This is a genomic window from Streptomyces sp. NPDC048424, from assembly GCF_040651555.1.
Classification (GTDB): Bacteria; Actinomycetota; Actinomycetes; order Streptomycetales; family Streptomycetaceae; genus Streptomyces.
In genome coordinates, this window is the sequence record NZ_JBEZKE010000046.1 from 1 (window position 1) to 18,766 (window position 18,766).

An 18,766-nucleotide genomic window follows, 5' to 3' on the forward strand; every position below is an offset into this window, starting at 1 on the left:
TCGCTACGACAAGACCGCCACCTCCTACCAGGCAGCCCTCCACCTCGCGGCCATCCACATCTGGGCCGCGAGATGATCGCTAAGAAACGCCCTAGGCGTCGTGGAGCGCCCCCGCGGCTTCGGTCAACCCCTGGGCCGAGGCCGGCCATAGGCACCCGATGCCTTCCGGAGGGTTCTGGCGGCCGGCTGTTCGACGTAGTGGTGCACCAGCCAGGAGATCGTGAGCAACGTCGCCATGAGGACGGCCAGTAGGGCCCAGGGGGGCATCAAGGGGTGGATCAGGCGGATGGCTTCCCAGCCGGGCTTTTCGTGCAGGAGGTAGAGGGGGAAGGTGAGGGAGCCCGCGGTGGCGAGCCACCGCCGGTCGAGGAACGCGGGTTCCTTCAGTGCCAGGCTCATCAGGATCAGGTAGAAGGCGGTCACCACGGTGAGGGAGACGGGCCAGGACAACTGGTTGCCGACCGAGACCTCGGCCTTGGGTACCAGCAGGTGCAGCTGGTCCTGGGCCAGCAGCCACGATGCGGCCAGCAGCAGACAGACGGCCGGGGTCGGGCCGGCGCGGTGCATCAGGTACAGCAGGATCCCCCCGGCGAAGAAGGGCGTGGCGCTCGGCATGGCCAGGGAGGTCAGCAGGGCGTTTCCGAGGTACGGGGCGGCCGCCGACGCAAGGAGCCATGCCGCGCAGAACCCGAGGACCCGGCGGTGGGTGAGGCCGACAGCGGTGACGAGGGCGAACAGCAGGTAGAAGCGCAGCTCGGCCCAGAGCGTCCAGTAGGTGGGGTCGATGTTGCGCACACCCAGCGGTTGTTGGAGCATCGTCAGGTTGATCAGGATCCGGCGCGTGGTGAATCCGCTGTTCCCGTGCCTGGTGCAGAACATGACCGTCGCGGTGAACACGACCGCGAACCAGTAGGCGGGGTAGAGCCGGATCAGCCGGCCCACCGCGAAGTGCGCGGCGCTCCGCCCCCAGCACGACATGCAGATCACGAATCCGCTGATCAGGAAGAAGAGTTCGACGCCGAGCCAGCCGTACGAGGCGATCGGCTGGAAGACCGGGAAGACCTGAGCGGTGGCGACTCCCCATCGGTGGGAGGACCAGTTGTCGAACGCGCAGAAGTGGAACGCGGTGACCATGAGCGCGGCCAACAGACGCAGCCCGTCCAGCGAGTGGAGCCGACGGCTTCGGGGACTGCCCGCCTGATGTAAGGAGGGTGGCGCCGCGGAAGAGTCATCGGGAACGGCGGGCGTGCGCAACGTGACCATGGATCCGACCCTCCTGTAGCGGGCGTACGCTGCCGGGACAGTGGCGGGCTGCGGGCAACTGCTGCGATCACCGACCCATGTGCGGGCGCCACGGGTCCTCCCGGGCGGAAGTGCTGCGCACGCTAGCCCACAGCCGATCTTGATCCGGCTACTGCCGTGCCGACGCGCACGCCCCGGCATCCTGCCTCCCACGGATGGCGAAACCCGCCGCACAGGCGAACAACGTGCCCGGCCGCTGTTCGGATGCGATCGGCCGCACGGTGCCGCTGCGCCCGGATACCGCCCGGCAGGTCGCTGAACACCTCACCGCTGCTGGCCCGGAGCATCCGTGGATCGCGACGCGCACGCCCTCGACAGGTGGAGAGCGGGCGCGTCAGCGCGGTGTCGGCAAGCAGGTCGACATCGACCGCGATCGCCCCACTACCCGGGCAGGCTGCCGCAGACGCATCCTGCGGCCGTGTTCGCCTCGGCCGGAGCCTGCGCCAGGCCGGCTGCCTGCTCGCCGGCGGTACCGCAGCACGCATCCGGGGCGCTGTCGGCGCTCTTGCCGAGGGTGTCGGCGTCGGCCTTGACGACGTACACCTCCCAGGGCTCCTTGCCGGGTCCGGTGACCCAGACCTTGTCCTGGAGGGCGTAGCAGCAGGACGTGTCGTTCTCCTCGAAGGTCGCCAGGCCCGCGTCCGTGAGCCGGACGGTGGCCGCGGTGACGTCCTCGGTGGAGGCGACCTCGACGCCGAGGTGGTCCAGGCGGGTGTCCTCGCCGGCTTCGCCCTCGATGAGGACGAGCTTGAGCGGGGGCTCGGAGACGGCGAAGTTGGCGTAACCCTCGCGGCGCTTGGCCGGCTCGGCGCCGAACAGCTTGGAGTAGAACGCAATCGAGGCTTCGAGGTCGGCGACGCGCAGGGCGAGCTGGACACGGGACATGGCGGTCTCCCATCGGGACTGCTTGTATCGACATTCGTCGATGCAGTCGACCTTGCCACCGGGATCGACACCTGTCAATATTGAAGAATGTCGAAACAAGCTGGTCTGCCGGTGCTCGGACAGGACGATGAAGCGGCGTGCTGCGCGCCGATGGTCCGCGAGCCGCTGGGCGAGGAGGCCGCGGCCGACCTGTCGCGGATGTTCAAGGCGCTGTCGGACCCGATCCGGCTGCGACTGCTGTCCCTGATCGCCTCGCACGAGGGAGGCGAGGCGTGCGTGTGCGACCTCATCGGCCCGTTCGACGTCTCCCAGCCGACGATCTCCCACCACCTGAAGGTGCTGCGCGAGGCTGGGCTGGTCGGCTCCGAGCGGCGGGGGACCTGGGTGTACTACTGGGTGCTCCCCGAGGCGTTGGCGAAGTTGTCCGCTCTCCTCCAGATCCCGGCTGCGTCCGCGAAGGCCGGCGTGTGAGCGCGCCCGCCCCGCTGCTGCGGCGGGCGGCGGTTGAGGGGCTGGGGACGGCGGCGCTGGTCGCGGTGGTGGTCGGCTCCGGGATCCAGGCCACCGAACTGACCCGCGACGTCGGAACGCAGCTGCTGGCCAACTCCCTCGCCACCGTCTTCGGGCTCGGTGTGCTGATCGCCCTGCTCGGCCCGGTATCCGGGGCGCACTTCAACCCGGCGGTCAGCCTCGCCGCCTGGTTCACCGGGCGCCGCACCGGCGACGGCCCTGCCCTGCGCGAGGTCGCCGCGTATGTCCCCGCTCAGGTCGCCGGGGCGATCACGGGCGCGGTGCTGGCCGACGCCATGTTCGGCAAGCCGCTGGTCGACTTCTCCACCCACGACCGCGCCGCCGGGCACCTGTGGCTGGGCGAGGTCGTGGCCACCGCCGGGCTGGTCTGGCTCATCTTCGGCCTGGCCCGCGCCCGCCGCGCGCACCTCGCGCCTCTGCTGGTCGCCTCCTACATCGGGGCGGCGTACTGGTTCACCTCCTCCACGTCCTTCGCGAACCCGGCCGTCACCATCGGCCGGGCCTTCACCGACACCTTCGCCGGCATCGCCCCCAGCTCCGTGCTGCCCTTCCTCGCCGCCCAGCTGGCCGGCGCCGCCGCAGGTCTCGGCCTGGTCGCCGTCTGCTTCGGCCGTCCGGTTGCCGCAGCCGACGACGAGGTCATTGCCCCCGCCGGCGGGCAGCCGCCCACCACTCCCTCACCGTCCGCCGAAGAAAGCGCCCTCGCCCGATGAGCACCTCCGCCACCCCGTCCGTGCTGTTCGTCTGCGTGCACAACGCCGGCCGCTCCCAGATGGCCGCCGCCTTCCTCACCCGTCTCGGTGGCGACCGCGTCCAGGTCCGCTCCGCCGGATCCGCCCCCGCCGACACGGTGAACCCGGCCGTGGTCGAGGCCATGCGGGAAGCAGGCATCGACATCTCCGTCGAGGTCCCCAAGGTCCTCACCACCGAGGCGGTGCAGTCCTCGGACGTGGTGATCACCATGGGCTGCGGCGACGCCTGCCCGTACTTCCCCGGCAAGCGCTACCTGGACTGGCAGCTCGAAGACCCAGCCGGCCAGGGCACCGCGGCGATCCGGCCGATCCGCGACGAGATCGAACGCCGCATCCGCGGCCTGCTCGCCGACCTCGGCATCGAGCCCACGGCATGACGGCCTCCGGGGCCGCGGCCCGCATCGCGCCCATGCGGCCGGAGCACGCCGAACAGGTCCTGGCGATCTACCAGCTGGGCATCGACGAGGGCAACGCCACCTTCGAGACCACCGCCCCGACCTGGGAAGCATTCGACGCCGCCAAACTGTCTCCCCACCGCCTGGTCGCCCTCGACGAGGAGGACCGGGTCCTCGGATGGGCCGCCGTGGTGCCGGTCTCCGACCGATGCGCCTACGCCGGCGTCGTCGAGCACTCCGTCTACGTCCACCCCGACGCCCGCGGCCACGGCACGGGCCTGGCCCTGCTGACCGCCCTGCTCGCCTCCACCGATACCGCAGGCATTTGGACGGTGCAGTCCGGCATCTTCCCGGAGAACACCGCCAGCCTCACGCTGCACCAGCGCGCCGGGTTCCGCGTCGTCGGCACCCGCGAACGCATCGGCCGCCACCACGGCACGTGGCGCGACGTCGTCCTCGTCGAACGCCGCAGCCCCGACCTCACCTGAAGGGACCGCAGGACCAGTAGGAACCGCAGACCGCCCCCGCGCCCTGAGACGCACGTGACTGCCCGCCGCGCCGGCGAGCCTGTTGCCGGCCGGGCGCCGTAGCTCACGCGAGGCGGGCGCCGAGGAGAACGGCGAGAAGTGCGAGGGTCGGCAGCGCTCCCGCCCTGCCGTGCGGGGGAGCCGTGCGGTCCGGCCGGGCGGCCCGGTCCGGCTGCCGCGCCTCCTCGTCTTCCCTGTGAGGCAGAGGCGCGGGCGGGGCGGCCGGGGTGTGCAGGGACGGTTCGCCGTCCACCGTGGCGGGGAGAGGGCCGGCAGCCCACTGCTCAAGACCCCACGCCCCATAGGCACCTGTGTCGTAGGGGGCAGCCGCCCAGGCTTCGTATGCGTAGCCGTACGCATCGTGTGGGCGGTAGGTGCCCGTGGTCGCGTCTTCCTGGTAGCCGTGCGGAGCGGGCTGCGTGCCCGCGAACAGTGCGTCGTAGGTGGGCTGGTCCGGGGTCCAGTAGCCGTAGCCGTACGGCTCGTAGTCGCATTGATCTTGTTGGGGGAGGGGAGCCGTCCCGTACGGCTCCGCCGGCCCGGCGTCCGGCCGTTCCTGCGGGGTGACCCACTGCGGAGGGCTCGCCGCTTCGACGGGTTCCGCGGTCGCCGCCGCCGTTTCGAGGGTGGGGCTGGGCGGAAGCGTGACGTAGACGTACTGCGGTGTGGCCGGGTGGCTGAGCTGCGTTGCCGGGGCGGCAACGGCGGGCTTCTCCTCGACGAGCCGGCGGTTCTGCTCGCGCAGGACGCCGACTTCCGTCAGGAGCGGGCCGGTCTGCTCCTTCTGCTGTGCGAGTTCGCCCTCGATGCTGCGGATGTAGTCCCCGGCCTTGCGCAGGCTCCGGTCCTGCACCGTGACACGCTCCTGGAGGATCCGGCGTGTGCGCTCCGCGCTCTGCGCGCGGGCCAGAGCCTGCCTGAGGTCTTCGGTGAGGCGGTCCGCCCGCTGTTCCAGGCCGTGCAGTTGCTGCTTGGCGCTCCACTGGGCTCGCTGGTGCTCGGCGCACGCGCGGGCCAGCTCTTCCTTGAGATGGTCGCGCTGGACGGCGGCGGCCCCGCTGGCGAGGTGCGCCTTGCCGCACAGCTCGTCCAGCTCGGCCCAGACCCCGTCGGGGAAGGGGAGGGACTGTGCCTCGAGGTAGGCCTTGAGGGCATGCAGCTTCTCGCGCGGGGCGATCCGTTCCCCGCTCAGGTACCGCGAGACGCTGGCCGTGGATGTGCTCAGGGCTTTGGCGATCGCCGCCTGGGTTCCGCCCCCGGCGAGGTAGCCGTCCAACGCCTTTCGCAGCGCGGTCGCGTACGTGTACGCGTCCGTCCCCTCGGGTGCGCCCATCGCCTGCCCTTCCTCCGGAAATGCGCTGTCCACCAGCGCGATTGCCCGATTGTCACGCAGGCCGTGACACCCCTGGAACGCCTCGCGGAGGCGGCCGGATCCTTGCCGATCGCGATGTAACATCCGTTCCCTCTCCCGCAAGATCACCGCCCCCCTGAGGCTGAAACCAGGCCGCGGATCCGACCGCGAGCCGCCGCCCGCGGACCGCCCGCGGGCCCTCACGGGAGGGACCCCTATGCCCGCCAACACCCCGCAGCCCCAGCCCCAGACCCAGCCCGAGCCCGAGGCCCCGGCTCAGCGGCCGCCCGCGGGAGGCCCGGGTCCAGACCCGCTTGTCCTGCTGCTCCTGGCCTTTGTCGTCGTCCTGTTCCTGGGCGGTGTCGGGTACGTGGTCGCCGCGCACCCGAATCTGGCCAAGCCGGTCATGGCCGTCGCGGCCGTCGCCGCCCCGCTGGCGGCCGTCCTCATCGCCGTACTCCTGCGGCGCCGTTGACGACACCCGGCACGAAGCCGAGGGAGCGCTGCACGCGGCGCCCCCACCCTCGAGCGCACGGCACGAAGTCCGCAGCTCACCAGCAGAAACAGCGCGGATCGCCACCACCGGCGCCCCGCGCCGCCGCATGCCCGGGCCTACCCCGTCGAAACAGCCGAACGACTGAACATCGTCCGGGTTCACGGCGCGTTCGGTGCGTGAGGTCTTCGACGAGGGGCAGGCGGCGGGCCGGCTGCGGGTGCCGGTCGCCCCAGGCACCGGCGCGGCTTCACCCAGGGCAGAAGGCCACCCCCTTCCCCCCGCGCCCCGGATCCCTAGGGTGAGGGGGTGAGCACTCATGCGCCGAACGAGTCCCGCGTCATCTCCCTGCGCCCGCAGGCCCCGTCGCCTGGTTCCGGCGGGGCGGCCGGAGCCCCGCGGCGACCCGTGGGGGGTCCACAGCCGCGCGCGCCGAGGGAGCCGCTGTGGCGTGACCTCGTCGGCGACGTGCTGCGGCGCGAGCGGCTCGCCCAGGAACGCACGCTGAAGGACGTCTCGGAGGCGGCCCGGATCTCGATGCCGTACCTGTCGGAGGTGGAGCGCGGACGCAAGGAGGCATCCTCCGAGGTACTCGCGGCCGCCGCCCAGGCCCTCGGGCTCGGCCTCGCCGACCTGCTCCTGCTCGCCGGTGACGAGCTGGCCCGGCACGCCCGGAGCCGGCTGGTCCGGGGCCGCACGTCGCCCACGTCGCCCACGTCGCCCACGTCGCAGTACGACGGCCTCTGCCTCGCCGCCTGACCGGGCCGACGGCCGGTACGACGGGGCGCGGCCCCGCCGTACCGGCCGGCTCGCCGGCCCTCGGCCACGGCCGCGCGGGCTCAGACGAACGCGAACCGTCGGCTGAGCACCTCGTCGGCGAGCCCGTAGGCCACGGCCTCCTCGGCGGTGAACACCTTCTCCCGGTCCATGTCCGCGCGCAGCGCCGCCACGTCGTGGTGCGTGTGCCGGGACAGGACCTCCTCCACCTGCGAGCGGATGCGGACCATCTCCTTGGCCGCGAGGCTGAGGTCGGAGACGGTCCCCTGCCGGCCGCCGCTGGCCGGCTGGCCGAGCAGCACCCGCGCGTGCCGGAGTACGAACCGTCGCCCGGGATCTCCGCCCGCCAGCAGCACCGCCGCCGTCGACGCCGCCTGACCGACGCAGAAGGTGGAGATCGGCGCCTGCACGAACGTCATCGTGTCGTAGATCGCCATCAGCGAAGTGAACGATCCGCCGGGCGAGTTGAGATAGATCGAGATCTCCTGCTCCGGGCTCGCCGACTCCAGGTGAAGGAGCTGCGCGATGACCACGTTGGCGACCCCGTCGTCGATCTCGGTGCCGAGGAAGATGATCCGCTCGTTCAGCAGCCGGCTGAAGACGTCGTAGGACCGCTCGCCCTGCGCGGTCCGCTCGATCACGTAGGGAACCGTGTACGACCCCATGTCACAGCCCCGTCCGTCGGCGCGGCGTGGCCGGGCGGATGTCGGCGAGCGACTCCACCACCCGGTCCACCATCCCGTACTCCCTGGCCTGTTCGGCCGTGAACCAGCGGTCCCGGTCGCCGTCCCGCGCGATCGTCTCCTCGCTCTGCCCGGTGTGCCGGGCGGTGATCCGCTCCACGGCCTTCTTGGTGAACCGGAGGTTCTCCGCCTGGATCTCGACGTCCGCGGCGGTACCGCCGATGCCCGCCGAGGGCTGGTGCATCATGATCCGCGCGTTCGGCAGCGCGAACCGCTTGCCGGGCGTCCCCACGGTGAGCAGGAACTGGCCCATGCTGGCGGCGAAGCCCATCGCCAGCGTCGAGACGTCGTTCGGGATGAGCCGCATCGTGTCGTAGATGGCGAGACCCGCGGTGACCGACCCGCCGGGGCTGTTGACGTACAGGCTGATGTCGGAGCGCGGGTCCTGCGCCGACAGCAGCAGCAGCTGCGCGCACACCCGGTTGGCCGACACCTCGTCGACCTGGGTGCCGAGGAGGACGATCCGCTGGTCGAGCAGCCTTGCCGCGAGGTGGTCGTCGAAGTGGCCGGGCAGTGTGTCGCCCTCCTCCGCGCGGGGCGCGAGCATGGTGAGGGGAGTCATCTCTTCTCCTTGTCGAGGCGGGATGCCGTCGACTCCACTCTTGACCCCGGGAACCCCCAGGACGCCGTTCCTCTGCCCCCGGCAGATCCGCCACGGGCGGACACGACGTCACGGCACTGGTAGTCGAACCTGATCAGCCCCTTACCCACGCCGGAGTCGAAGGCTGCCCTGCCCGGTGTCCCACATCGCAGTCCCCACCGGCCGGATGGCGGGTCTGCTTCGCCCGCCGCATGGCGACAGGGCGAGGCAGCCGAGCCCGGATTGACCAACGGCATCACAAGGTTGGTGTCCGGGCCCTTCACAAGCCGAGGGCAAGTCCCCTCGAAGATCCTGTGGGATTACTTGTGGAAGTATCCGATCTCAGTCACTCGCGAACCACTCGGACACCACGCCGTGGCAGTGGCTCCGATGCCCACCCAGCCGCTGTAGATGTTGGTTATCCAGGAGCTCGGATAAGTACAGGCGACCCACACCGCGTACTGCCCTGTTCCGCTGGTGCAGCGCAGGTACCCGTATGAATTGCCGCCGGCGACTCCGAGTATGCAGTTCTGCGGGACGGCCTCCGCGGTCGCAGGCATGGCTACCACGCCCACCAGGGAGGCCGCCACAACTCCTAATCCTGCCACGAGCCTTCGCATGGATCCCCCAATCTAGACAGTGGCCTCGGACGGTATTCACCAACAACTGGCCGGTCAATGCCCAGCTGAATTCTTGGCTGGAATGGCCATCGGCGCGCGTGTCGCACGGCCGGAGCCGTCACACCGTTTCACCTGTCCAGAGACCTACGCCAACGAGGTGTCGACAGTGCCAGGGCCTGTTCCGTGTCTGGATCAGGTTCAGTTCCGGGCGCGGTCCGCGGGCCCGGCGGCTTGCGGGTGTTCTGCGAAGATCTCAGCGAGTACGACCACCAGGACGAGGACGAGGACGCGTTCACGGACAGGGAGTCGGGCTTCTACACGCTCTGGTACCGCCCGGCGTACACCCGTCTGAACATCGGTTGACTGGAAGCCGGCGAGCCGTACTCGACGGGGACCATCCCCAGAGCGTTCGTGGAGAAGCTGAAGGCTGTTCAGGAAGTCCAGTGGACGAACGTCAGCCTCGGCGGCCACGAGTGCGACCTGTCTCCCGAGGACGAGGCTCCGGAAGGGAACGGAGAGGTACGGATTCCGGGCGGGTCCGGCATCGCCTATGCCGCCCCGTTCTGATCACGCATTACGTCACCGCCCACGGCTACCGGCCGCCGCAGTCCTTCATGGATGCCGTTCTCGCCGTCGACCTCGACGCATCCGCAGCCAGAGCCGGATCGAGGCGACGGTTGTGGCGCCGGCGCATGATCTCCCAGGGCATCACCGCCGCCGCGAAGTAGATGGTCAGGCCCAACCACAGCGGCAGCGTGTAGGCGAGCAGCATCGCGCTCGCCCACCACGCAGAGGAGCAGAACAGGTCGACCCAGAACGGCACGTTCGCGAGGCGGAGGAACACCGGGGGAATGTGTTGATCCGGGTTCACGGTCGAGGCGTAGCGGATGTAGGCGCTGCTGGAACAGGCCGCAGTGAAAGCGGCGGCAATGGTGGTCGCGATATACATCGGATTCCCTTCTCCTGCGTGCGGTTGTTTCTCCCGCGCCCAGGGAATCCGGCCGGAACGCCTCGCGTCATGCCCCGTGATGTCGCGGCTTGACATCCGCGATGTCCGGACTTTGCTCGTATATCGGCTGGTCGGGCTGGTGGAAATGGCCTCGCCGTCAGGCCGGTCGTCACCTGTCAAGCCGCGTGTTCTCGTGCTGCGCAATCTCGTGGCAGGTGGGCAGTGACCACGACGTGGCCGCCGGGGCGGACAACGCAGCCGCGTCCTGGAGCGCGCGGATCCCTGCCCACGGGGCGGCCGGCACGTTGAGGACGAACATCCGGGTCACCAGGTAGTAGCCCTCCCGACCCTGCGTACGTCCATACGGGCGGGGTCGGCGTGTACCTGCCGGTCGGGCTCCGCCCGTCGCCGTAGGTTCCGTAGCGACATGCGCCCGAGCGAGTGGGTGCGAGGCGCAGTGTGCGGGAGTGGGTGGCGGCGATGGCCGAGAAGCGGACCGTGACGGTGTTCGGCGCTACCGGGCAGCAGGGCGGGTCGGTCGCACGGGCGCTCCTCGAGGACCCGGACAGCGGCTTCTCGGTGCGCGCGGTCACACGCGATCCGGACTCGGACCGGGCCCGGGAGCTGGAGCGGCTCGGGGCCGAGGTGGTCCGGGCCGACATGGACGACGAGGCGAGCCTGGCTCCGGCCTTCGAAGGGGCGTACGGGGCCTACCTGGTGACCAACTTCTGGGAGGACATGAACGCCGCACACGAGAAGGCCCAGGCGGCGGCACTGGCCCAGGCGGCCGGGCACGCGGGGGTCCAGCACGCCATCTGGTCCACCCTTGAGGACGCCCGCGACTGCATCCCGCTCGACGACGACCGGATGCCCACGCTGCAGGGCTCGTACAACGTCCCGCACTTCGACGGCAAGGCGGAGGCCGACCACTACTTCATGGACGCCGGCGTACCGACCACCTTCCTGCGCACCACCTTCTACTGGGAGAACCTGTTGGGCACGTTCGCCCCGCAGCGCGCCGAGGACGGCGCGTACGAGCTGATCTTCCCCATGGGCGAGCACCGGCTGTCAGGCATCGGGGTGGAGGACATCGGCAAGACCGCGGCCGCCATCTTCAAGCGCGGCACCGATCTCATCGCCGCGACCCTCAGCATCGCGGGCGAACACCTGCCCGTCGCCGACATGGCCGCCGCGCTCGCCGAGTCGCTCGGCCGGCCCGTGCGTTACCGCCCGCTGACCCCGGACGCCTACCGCGACCTCGGGTTCCCCGGAGCCGACGAGGTCGGCAACATGTTCCAGTTCTACGCCGACTGCGAGACCCGCTTCACCGGAGCCCGCGACCTGGACGCCGTCCGCGCCCTCAACCCGGCCCTCCAGGACTTCGCGACCTGGCTGGCCGGACACCGGGACAGGTTCGACTGGAGCTGAGGCCGCGTGCACCATCAGGTGTCCAAGCGGCCGTTGGGGCCCTCCTGCCCTGTCCGTCGGCGCACTCGTCGTTGAACCAGTAGCCCCCGGATGCCAGATACCGGGAGGAGTGGCTGGTCTTCAACCGCGGGTCCTTGCCGTCCACCACGATGCCGAACCAGAGACCGCGGCCCCGCACGACCTGGTGCCGGCGGGCCGGCCCATGGCCCCGTCGGTGGAGTCCTGGCTTGAGCCGCTCTGGCCCGATCTCGCCCGCTCGGTGTCGGCCCGCTCGGTGAGTGTGGCCGCGGGGTTTCAGTTGTGCGCCCGCCCTGCCGACGCCGCTGTCGGTGGGGGCCGTTAGGATCCGCTGTTTGTTCGATCAAGGCAAGCAGTGGGGGGCGTACCGGGATGAGTGGGCAACTGAGGGAGACCGCATCGGAGTTGGCGGGACTTCTCTGGCGGGAGCACACCGTCTACCGGGACCACGCGGGCGGTGTCGTGATACGTGGGGAGCATGTCCAGCGCTGGATCAGCCTGGCTCCTGGCGGCGGGCGGGACGAGGTGCTCGTGCGGGCCGGGCGGATCCTCGACGGTGGTACGACGGCCCCCGCTCGCGCGGAGGCGGTGGCGCGCCTGTGCGCTGGGAGTGGGGAGCTGGCCGCGGTCTGCCGCCGCCTGCTGTCCGAGACCGCCGTCACCCCGACGGCTGCGCCGCGTGGGAGCGGGGGCGGACGGCGGAAGCCGCGCGGGCGGGCTGCCGCGCGGGGCAGGCACACCAGCCTGGCGTCCTGGGGGGTTGTCGCCGCTGTGGTCGCGGTCATCGGCCTCTGTCTTGCGGGCACGGCTGGAAGGATCTGACGGCCGGAGCGGCCGTCAGGCTTCCGCCGACCACCACCAGCGTCGTCAGCGTGCCCTCGTTCTCGCCCCGACCCGGTAGGCGGGGATCTGCCCATGCCCGCTTCCACGGCGACCCGGCGCGCGTACCGTGGCGGTACGACCTGCTTGGAGGGGCCCGTGAGCGCCGGGCCCGCCGACCACGTACCCGTCCCGCCGTACCCACCCGCGCCGGGCGCTGCGGCCGGATTCCGCGCCCTGCTGCGCGTCGATCGCCGCGCGGAGATGTGGGTGCCGGCGTTCGAGCGGGACTGGGCCAAGGCCCTGGAGGACGCCCGCGACTCCTTCAGCCTCACCCGTTGGACGAGGTGGTGCGCAGCTGGCAGTTGCGCCTCGCCGCGGCCTCCCGCCCGCACGCGCGGTCGCTGCCGCGGTCCCGGCGGCGACCACGGCACCCGCCCCGGCCCCGGCGGTGTCCGCCGTTGCCGCTCCGGCTGCTGCACGAGCGGCCGGTGCCCGGGTGCCGGCTGACGACCCGTGGGCCACGTCCACCCGACGGGTCCCTGGCCCCGCCCCGGTCCCGCCCCGGTTCCCGGTCCCGCTTCCGCCGCCGGGCCCACCCTGGTTGCGCCCGCACCTGCGGCGCCTGCCGCCGGGCCGGCCCCGGCCCCCGGCGCGCCTGTTGCTGTGCTGCGGGTGCGGATGCGAACCCTGAAGTAGTTGAAGGTGGAGCCGGCTGCGCATTCGCGGATGCTGTCGATGGTGCGGGAGGTCCTGCCGGAGCGGGAAGCGGGCCTGTTGATCGGCTCGCGCCAGTGGCCGCTGCTGGCCGTCCGCATGCAGCAGCTCGTGGAGAGCGACGGCACCCACGCCGTCGCCCGGCACCTGAACCGGCTGAGCGCCGGCACCTCCTGGCAGGAGGCCACCGGCACGGCCCTGGTCGGACGCCTCATGGACGCGGCCCTCGCCTGCCTGACCACCCCGCCCGGCGCGCCGGCCGCGGCCCGGCCCAGGGTCTCCCCGACAGCTGCCCGCTCCCGCTCTGCCATCCCGGCCGTGGCCCCCGGGTGCGCCGGCCCCGGCCACGGCTGCGGTTCCCGCTCACCGGCAAGAACAGACCGCGCCCTCCATGACTGCGGGGCACGGCCGATAGCGCCCTGCGATCTCGGGGGTGGCGGTGGGTGTCAAGCCCCGACATTCCGTGTCGTGCCTCCGTGGGTCCGGTCGGAGGTAATGGAGGAACCGACGGCGGCCCGTGACCAGCCGGAGCTGCCATTCCCGACATGGAGGGTCGTTGCCATGACCGCCCGTCTCACCCGTTACCTGGTCTCCCTCACCGCCGTGGCTGCGGTAGCGGTCGGCGGCCTCTGCGCTACCTCGGCCGTAGCTGCCACCAAGCCCGAAACGGCTCCCACCGCCCTCGCCGAGCACCACTCCGCCGGCACACTCTCGTACACGGACCCCACCCGGCCCGGCGGCCCGCACGACAGACGCGGAGCCAAGCACCGCGGTTACTGCTGGGCCTACTGCGGCGGAGCCGGAACCTACACGCAGCCGAGCCCCCAGCACGCGCAGGAGAACTGGACGCGCGGGGTCATCGATGCCTCCTCGAGCGCGGTGGGCTAACGGGCGAGTAGCCGCCCCGCCCCCCCGCTCCCGCTGCCGCGGCTCCCGGCACGCCGGCCCTGGCCGCGGCCGTGTCGGAGGAGGCGTTGGGACCCCGCTCCACCGGCGCCCGGCCCGTCGCCGCGCCCCGCCGGCTCGGAGCGGGCGAAGGCGAGGCCGGCCAGGAGCGGTCGATGCGCCTGCTGAAGGCGATCGACGAGTCAGCCGACGACGGGCTGTCGGGGGAGCGGTCGGAGTTCGAGCGGATCGTCCTCCACAAGGTGGCCGAACTCCCGGGCCGCCAGTACCCGCCCCCGGGCCATGGCTACCCGCGCCCGTGACCGGACGCCGATCGAGGAGTGGCTTGGCGGCGGGCACCCGGCAGAATGCGGGGATGGACTATCTGGCGGCGTTGCTGGCCGAGGGCTGGTGGTATCCCGTGGGGATCGCGGTGATGGCGTTGGGGGCGTCGGCCCGCATGCACCATTCGGTGAAGCAGGCCCTTTCCCTCCCCGGCGGCCGCACCCAACCGTTCGGCTTCACCGAGGTGTTCGCCGTGGTGATGCCAGTGCCGAGCGCCCTCCCGCTGCTGTACGCGCCCGTGCTGTACGGCTGGCTGGCGGGGACGCCGGTGATCCTGGGCGGCGTGGGTACGGCCGTCGCGTGGGGGCTGGGAATCGTCGCGGCGGCGGGCATGCTCGCCGCCGGCACCCGCGGCCGCGACTGACACCCATGGGTACGGCGGCGCTGTCGCTGGGCCTGGGGAACCCGCCAGCGTCTTGCTGCCACTGGCCATGTTGGTGTCGTTCCTCGCGACCCTCGCCTCGGGAGCCACGTTCCTCGGGCTCGAAATCCGCAAGCGGCGCGCTACCCCGCCCCGGCGAGGCAGAGCCGCTAGCCGCCCGCCCCCGTTTCCGTACAAGGGAGGCCGGCTGCGGCTGCTGCCGGGTGAGCGGTCAGCGGGGGCCGGCCCGTGCTGAGACCTCGCCAGGGCCCTGGTGCGCGGGTGGCGGCCGGGCAGGCTACTTTGCTCGGATGAGTCTCCTTGATGATGTGGCCGAGCGCGACGGCTGGCGGTGCTGGGTGTGTGACGAACCGGTCGACCCCGACGAGTCGGTGAACGACCCGCGGGGGCCCAGTGTCGACAGCCGGACCGCCGACCGGAAGGCCAAGGTGGCCGAGCGGCTCGCGCACCGCGGGTGCAACACCCGCAAGGGTGCGGTCAAGGTGGTCATCGCCTGGCCGGAGCGCCTGTACGTGGTCGAACCCGCACCGCTGATCGCCGTTGCCGAGAGGCTGGAGCGCAAGGGCGGCCGCGAGATGGTGGGCCGCTGTCCGACCAGGAAGGACGCCCAAGAAACGGCGGATTGGCTGGTGGACCGGTTCTCCCGACTGGTACCGGGGATGCCGGTGACCGCCGACATCCAGGCGGGCGGCGGCCAGTTCCTCGTCATCCTGGCCACCGGCCGCCGCTGATCGGGGATCACCCGCACACACTCGCGTAGAGATGGTGGTCCTCTGACCGCCGCCGCGCCTGCCGTCCCCCCGCGCCGCTGGCGCGGGGGAGGCCACCGATCGTGGGCTCTGACGGCCGACACCTCATGGAAGGAGGCCTCGGGTACGGCCCTGGTGGGCAGCCTCGTGGATGCGCCCCTCCACTGCCTGACGCCGCCGCCGTCCGCGCCGCCCGCGCCCTCGTCCCGGCTGTGGGCCTCCCCGGCCGCGGCCCGCTCCCGCTCCACCACCACGGCAGCAGGCCGCCCCTGTCAGGGGCGCGGGATGCAGGCGGTGAGCAGGCCGTACGATCCCCGGGGGACGAGGCACCGACGGAGTTCGGCCACGGTTGGGGGGACGGGCATGAGGTTTTTCTCCGTGGAGGGCCGGGAGTACGCCGCCCTCACAGTGCTCGGGAGCGACGACTTCGACGCTCTGGAAGTGGTGGAGGTGACTGCTGCCGGGCGAGGCGCCCTCTTGTTGGAGTTCCGGATGGATGAGAAGACGGCCACGCTGGTCCACCTCGGCGCGAAGGTGGGCATTCCGCTGCTCAGGGCCTCCCTGGAGATCTTCCGCACGGACTTCCTGGAGCCGAGGCGCGCGGCGGGGCTGCCGCTGCCGCCCTGGTAGCCGAGTCCGGCCTGCGCCCGGCGTACCGGTTGCAGGAGGGAGGGGGTGGTCGCTGTGGTGATGACGGCCTGGCCACGCTGATGGGGGCAGGCTGGCCGGTCATGCTCCGGTAGCGCCAGCGCGAGGAACACCAGCCTTCCATTGCGCCCAGTACACGCCGAGTTCGACGAGTGCCGGCGGCTGGTCGGGGTCGAGCCGGTCGCGGCGCTGCTTCTGATGGGCCAGCCGAACCCCGACGCAGCGAATCTCCCCATCGGGCATCTCCTGCACACCGGCCCGCCCCGGCAGGACGCCCTCCCGTGCGGTGTACTGCTGGAGGGCGTGGAGGCCTTTCTCGAAGGCTTCGCCGCCGGCCCGCAGCCCGGATACGCCGCAGTCGTCATCGCCGGGGCCTTGCGGGCCCGTGAGGTCTTCTTCACGCCGAGCGTGGCGAGCCGACGCTGCTGCTCCTCGTTCTGCCGGTCCCAGCCCCGCCGTTGGGTGGCCGGCCACCGGCCGACGTCCTCGCCGTGTCGGGTCATCCCCCGGCACGATCGCGGCCGGGGGGGTGCCTTCGCCGACGAGCTCGGCGAAATAGGCGTAGTGGCGCTGCCAGTCCACCGTTCACCCAGTTCACGCGGGTTCCGGTCAGAGCTGAGCGCGGTGGCGTGCCGCGGGGCGGCCGGTGTCCCGTTGGACCGGGGGAGGGCGGCGCGGCATCGTCTGCCTGCCGCCCTCCGCTGTTTTGGGGGTCAGTCGTTGTTGGGGGACTGGTAGGCGGGGTTGGAGGGGTTGAGGGCCCAGGAGTGGTTGCAGTTGCCTGGGGGGAGGTCGGTGTCGTAGACGGTGCCGGGCGGGCAGTCGAAGTCGGCGCGGTGCAGGCTGTCGCCCGCCTCGTAGCACCGGTAGAACTTCGTGAAGTCGCTTTCGTGGGGGAAGTAGCCCTCTTCGGTGCAGGCGGTGGCCTGCGCGGTGGGCGCGGCGAGTGCGGTCTGTGCCACGGCGGGGGCGAGGACGGCGCCGAGTACCAGCGCGGTACAGGTGGCGATGCGGGAGATGAGCGGGCTCATGGGGGTCTCCGTCGTCGGGGAAACGATCACTCGGTCAACGAAGAGCCTCCTGGGTGGACACGGGGCGACTGCGGCGCAGGTCTGCCCTGCCGGGCGGGGTATCCGCCGTCCATGAGCGCCTGTTTCTGAACCCCAGAGCGCAGATCAACCAGCCATTACCCGGAATCCGAAGTTTGCGGAAGCGTTCGCCGAACGGAACTGCTGGGGTGTGTGGGACGCACGGGGCGGTCTTCGGGGAGACCTTCACCCGGAGGTCGGCGAACGCGGTCGGTGGACCGACTCAGCCTTGATCGTTCTCAAGTTGCCCAGCAGCAACTTGGCTCTCGACTCACCTGGTACCAGGCTACCGACCCCGCAGAGTCCGAGGGCTCAGAAATGGGCACTCAGCAGTACGTCCGGGCCTTCTTGACTGCGGGTTCAGCCTGCTGGGGGTCGGAGGTCACGTTGAGCAGCTGCTGCGCCTCCCTCAGGGCATCGGCGAGGGGCTGGAACTTGGCGTCCGCCAGGGCAGCCGCCCTGGCCAGTTCCTCGGCGCCGACGAGGCGCGCCACCACGATGTCGAAGGCCTGCCCGCCGTCGGTGCCCGGCATCCGTTCCGGCAGTCGGCTCACGGCCGCACAGGCCAACTCGGCGTCGGTGCCCTGGACCTTGCCGGGCGCCGCCCCCGACTGGCAGGCCGTCAGAGCCAGCAACAGACCAACCGCGGCCACAGCAGTCGTCGGACGCCTCATCAGTTCCCCCCGCTCGAAGACTTTCGGCCATCCTCGGGGGCTTCGCTTAGGGGGCATAGTCCAATCCCGGCCAGCTTGCACGGCTACCGCCCCGCAGAGTCCGAGGGTTCAGAAACAGGCACTTAGAGTGCGGCGCGCTGCGCCTGGTCGAGCCGGTCGCGGCTGCGCTCTCTCGGTTTCGTGTCAGGGGCGTGAGCGACAGTGGCGGTTCTGCGTTGGGGTGGACCGATGTGAGTGCCGCGCCGATGACGACCAGGGCCCGGTCGTCGTTGCGCTCGGTGAGGATCTGGGTCATCAGGTCGGCGCCGTCGGTGGGCAGGTGTCCGTCGGCTGCGGCCCGGCGTACCGAGTCGTCGCACGCCGCCGGCAGACAAGCCATTAACTGTGTTAATTTCAGTTTCATTTGTCGATACGTCAACTGTCAATCCGTCAACTATTCTCATTCAACTCGTCACTTGCGGCCATTCTTTGCCTGTGCTGCCAAGGGAGAGGACGCTAAAGGGGTGACAGTCCTTTCGCTATCAGACTGAGGAGCTACAGATGGCAGTCCAAGACGAGACCGTAGTCTCTACGGGCGAGCGAATCGAACCTGATTTCATTGAAGCCAGGGGTTGGCTTTTCAACGTCGTCCGTTACGACTTCAACGGTCACGGACACTTCACCCACTGGGTCGACGTTCCCGGCGCCAACAAAGATAGTGTGATCCTGGCGCACATCACCGAAATGAAGCTCAAAGATGGGGGATTGGTCCCACACATGGGGATCGCCACTCTGTCAGTCGCCAACATCGCTTTCGATGTCAACGACTCAGTACCCAGCTGCCGTGTAAGGGGAGCTGTGGCCTTCGATTCGAATATCCAATATCGGCTCACTCTCTTCGTGGTCGTGTGAGGCGCGGCGTAAGCTCTTCGGGATCCCAAGGGCGCTTAACGCAAACGGCTGTTCCGTCGTTCCACGAGGCCGACTCGCCTTGGTGCTCCTGACCCGCGGCCCTACAACGGCCCCCTCATGAACGACAAACGCCCCGTCCGGATTTCCGGGCGGGGCGTACGGGTGTGAGCGGGTCAGGACCCGCCCTCGGCGTCGAATACGTTCGGGGACGTCGTCC

Annotated in this window: 24 protein-coding genes; 15 read left to right on the forward strand and 9 right to left on the reverse strand. The window is 70.8% G+C overall.

The genetic code is table 11. The annotated features are described in order from the left end of the window. Nucleotides 1-123 precede the first annotated feature (123 nt). Nucleotides 124-1,443 (reverse strand): acyltransferase, encoded by a 1,320-nt coding sequence (locus AB0D29_RS35915; RefSeq protein ID WP_362860041.1) that lies wholly within the window; start codon nt 1,441-1,443, stop codon nt 124-126. Nucleotides 1,444-1,683: 240 nt separating this feature from the next. Next, nucleotides 1,684-2,187 carry an ArsI/CadI family heavy metal resistance metalloenzyme gene (locus AB0D29_RS35920; protein WP_362860042.1) on the reverse strand — a complete coding sequence of 168 codons (504 nt, stop codon included), beginning with the start codon at nt 2,185-2,187 and terminating at the stop codon, nt 1,684-1,686. Nucleotides 2,188-2,274: 87 nt separating this feature from the next. Here AB0D29_RS35920 and AB0D29_RS35925 point away from each other — a divergent pair, with 87 nt between their 5' ends. From AB0D29_RS35925 to AB0D29_RS35940, 4 genes are read left to right on the forward strand one after another with little or no spacing between them, the layout of a single operon-like run. Next, the gene (locus AB0D29_RS35925; protein ID WP_362860043.1) at nt 2,275-2,658 is read left to right on the forward strand and encodes a metalloregulator ArsR/SmtB family transcription factor; all 384 of its coding nucleotides are present in this window, start codon (nt 2,275-2,277) and stop codon (nt 2,656-2,658) included. Continuing rightward, on the forward strand, nt 2,655-3,431 hold the full coding sequence (locus AB0D29_RS35930; protein WP_362860044.1) for an MIP/aquaporin family protein: 777 nt from the start codon (nt 2,655-2,657) through the stop codon (nt 3,429-3,431). Before AB0D29_RS35925 ends, AB0D29_RS35930 begins: the two co-directional genes overlap by 4 nt. After that, nucleotides 3,428-3,847, forward strand: coding sequence for an arsenate reductase ArsC (locus AB0D29_RS35935; protein ID WP_362860046.1), 420 nt, complete (start codon nt 3,428-3,430; stop codon nt 3,845-3,847). Before AB0D29_RS35930 ends, AB0D29_RS35935 begins: the two co-directional genes overlap by 4 nt. Then, nucleotides 3,844-4,353: an N-acetyltransferase family protein gene (locus tag AB0D29_RS35940; RefSeq protein ID WP_362860047.1), complete on the forward strand. Its 510-nt coding sequence runs from the start codon at nt 3,844-3,846 to the stop codon at nt 4,351-4,353. The genes AB0D29_RS35935 and AB0D29_RS35940 overlap by 4 nt, the downstream gene beginning before the upstream one ends. A gap of 103 nt (nt 4,354-4,456) precedes the next feature. On the opposite strand, the gene AB0D29_RS35945 is transcribed toward AB0D29_RS35940, so the two are convergent. Beyond that, on the reverse strand, nt 4,457-5,725 hold the full coding sequence (locus tag AB0D29_RS35945) for a hypothetical protein (RefSeq protein WP_362860049.1): 1,269 nt from the start codon (nt 5,723-5,725) through the stop codon (nt 4,457-4,459). Nucleotides 5,726-5,960: 235 nt separating this feature from the next. Between AB0D29_RS35945 and AB0D29_RS35950 the strand changes: the two genes are divergently transcribed. Both AB0D29_RS35950 and AB0D29_RS35955 read left to right on the forward strand, forming a co-directional pair. Further along, nucleotides 5,961-6,218, forward strand: a complete 258-nt coding sequence (locus tag AB0D29_RS35950; protein ID WP_362860050.1) for a hypothetical protein — start codon at nt 5,961-5,963, stop codon at nt 6,216-6,218. A gap of 327 nt (nt 6,219-6,545) precedes the next feature. Next, nucleotides 6,546-6,995 carry a helix-turn-helix transcriptional regulator gene (locus AB0D29_RS35955; protein ID WP_362860051.1) on the forward strand — a complete coding sequence of 150 codons (450 nt, stop codon included), beginning with the start codon at nt 6,546-6,548 and terminating at the stop codon, nt 6,993-6,995. 80 nt (nt 6,996-7,075) lie between these two features. Here AB0D29_RS35955 and AB0D29_RS35960 read toward each other — a convergent pair whose 3' ends face one another. Then, the gene (locus AB0D29_RS35960) at nt 7,076-7,678 is read right to left on the reverse strand and encodes an ATP-dependent Clp protease proteolytic subunit (RefSeq protein ID WP_362860052.1); all 603 of its coding nucleotides are present in this window, start codon (nt 7,676-7,678) and stop codon (nt 7,076-7,078) included. 1 nt (nt 7,679) lies between these two features. After that, nucleotides 7,680-8,318 carry an ATP-dependent Clp protease proteolytic subunit gene (locus AB0D29_RS35965; RefSeq protein ID WP_362860053.1) on the reverse strand — a complete coding sequence of 213 codons (639 nt, stop codon included), beginning with the start codon at nt 8,316-8,318 and terminating at the stop codon, nt 7,680-7,682. An 875-nt stretch (nt 8,319-9,193) separates the two neighbouring features. Here AB0D29_RS35965 and AB0D29_RS35970 point away from each other — a divergent pair. Next, nucleotides 9,194-9,319, forward strand: a complete 126-nt coding sequence (locus AB0D29_RS35970; protein ID WP_362860054.1) for a hypothetical protein — start codon at nt 9,194-9,196, stop codon at nt 9,317-9,319. A gap of 48 nt (nt 9,320-9,367) precedes the next feature. Further along, nucleotides 9,368-9,523, forward strand: a complete 156-nt coding sequence (locus AB0D29_RS35975) for a hypothetical protein (RefSeq protein ID WP_362860055.1) — start codon at nt 9,368-9,370, stop codon at nt 9,521-9,523. Between the two features lie 25 nt (nt 9,524-9,548). Here the strand turns inward: AB0D29_RS35975 and AB0D29_RS35980 are convergent, their stop codons facing one another. Then, nucleotides 9,549-9,905, reverse strand: a complete 357-nt coding sequence (locus AB0D29_RS35980; protein WP_362860057.1) for a hypothetical protein — start codon at nt 9,903-9,905, stop codon at nt 9,549-9,551. A 480-nt stretch (nt 9,906-10,385) separates the two neighbouring features. Here AB0D29_RS35980 and AB0D29_RS35985 point away from each other — a divergent pair, with 480 nt between their 5' ends. The 6 genes from AB0D29_RS35985 (at nt 10,386) to AB0D29_RS36010 (ending at nt 15,878) form a co-directional block, all read left to right on the forward strand. Then, complete coding sequence (locus AB0D29_RS35985; RefSeq protein WP_362860058.1) at nt 10,386-11,333, forward strand: NmrA/HSCARG family protein; 948 nt, start codon at nt 10,386-10,388, stop codon at nt 11,331-11,333. A gap of 2,115 nt (nt 11,334-13,448) precedes the next feature. Then, nucleotides 13,449-13,775, forward strand: a complete 327-nt coding sequence (locus tag AB0D29_RS35990; RefSeq protein ID WP_362860059.1) for a hypothetical protein — start codon at nt 13,449-13,451, stop codon at nt 13,773-13,775. An 86-nt stretch (nt 13,776-13,861) separates the two neighbouring features. Further along, nucleotides 13,862-14,095 (forward strand): hypothetical protein, encoded by a 234-nt coding sequence (locus AB0D29_RS35995; RefSeq protein ID WP_362860061.1) that lies wholly within the window; start codon nt 13,862-13,864, stop codon nt 14,093-14,095. A 53-nt stretch (nt 14,096-14,148) separates the two neighbouring features. Next, complete coding sequence (locus AB0D29_RS36000) at nt 14,149-14,481, forward strand: hypothetical protein (RefSeq protein WP_362860063.1); 333 nt, start codon at nt 14,149-14,151, stop codon at nt 14,479-14,481. Nucleotides 14,482-14,789: 308 nt separating this feature from the next. Then, nucleotides 14,790-15,230, forward strand: coding sequence for a hypothetical protein (locus AB0D29_RS36005; protein ID WP_030731263.1), 441 nt, complete (start codon nt 14,790-14,792; stop codon nt 15,228-15,230). 381 nt (nt 15,231-15,611) lie between these two features. Continuing rightward, nucleotides 15,612-15,878, forward strand: coding sequence for a hypothetical protein (locus AB0D29_RS36010; RefSeq protein ID WP_362860065.1), 267 nt, complete (start codon nt 15,612-15,614; stop codon nt 15,876-15,878). A 99-nt stretch (nt 15,879-15,977) separates the two neighbouring features. Here AB0D29_RS36010 and AB0D29_RS36015 read toward each other — a convergent pair whose 3' ends face one another. The 3 genes from AB0D29_RS36015 to AB0D29_RS36025 all read right to left on the reverse strand — a co-directional run bounded on the left by AB0D29_RS36015 (nt 15,978) and on the right by AB0D29_RS36025 (nt 17,619). After that, entirely contained in the window at nt 15,978-16,478 is a 501-nt protein-coding gene (locus AB0D29_RS36015) for a hypothetical protein (RefSeq protein ID WP_362860067.1), read from the reverse strand. A 131-nt stretch (nt 16,479-16,609) separates the two neighbouring features. Then, nucleotides 16,610-16,927 (reverse strand): chitin binding peritrophin-A domain-containing protein, encoded by a 318-nt coding sequence (locus tag AB0D29_RS36020; RefSeq protein ID WP_362860069.1) that lies wholly within the window; start codon nt 16,925-16,927, stop codon nt 16,610-16,612. A 383-nt stretch (nt 16,928-17,310) separates the two neighbouring features. Further along, a complete protein-coding gene (locus tag AB0D29_RS36025; RefSeq protein WP_362860071.1) occupies nt 17,311-17,619 on the reverse strand; it encodes a hypothetical protein in 309 nt (102 codons plus the stop codon). A gap of 579 nt (nt 17,620-18,198) precedes the next feature. Between AB0D29_RS36025 and AB0D29_RS36030 the strand changes: the two genes are divergently transcribed. Then, nucleotides 18,199-18,549, forward strand: coding sequence for a hypothetical protein (locus AB0D29_RS36030; protein ID WP_362860073.1), 351 nt, complete (start codon nt 18,199-18,201; stop codon nt 18,547-18,549). Nucleotides 18,550-18,766 lie beyond the last annotated feature (217 nt).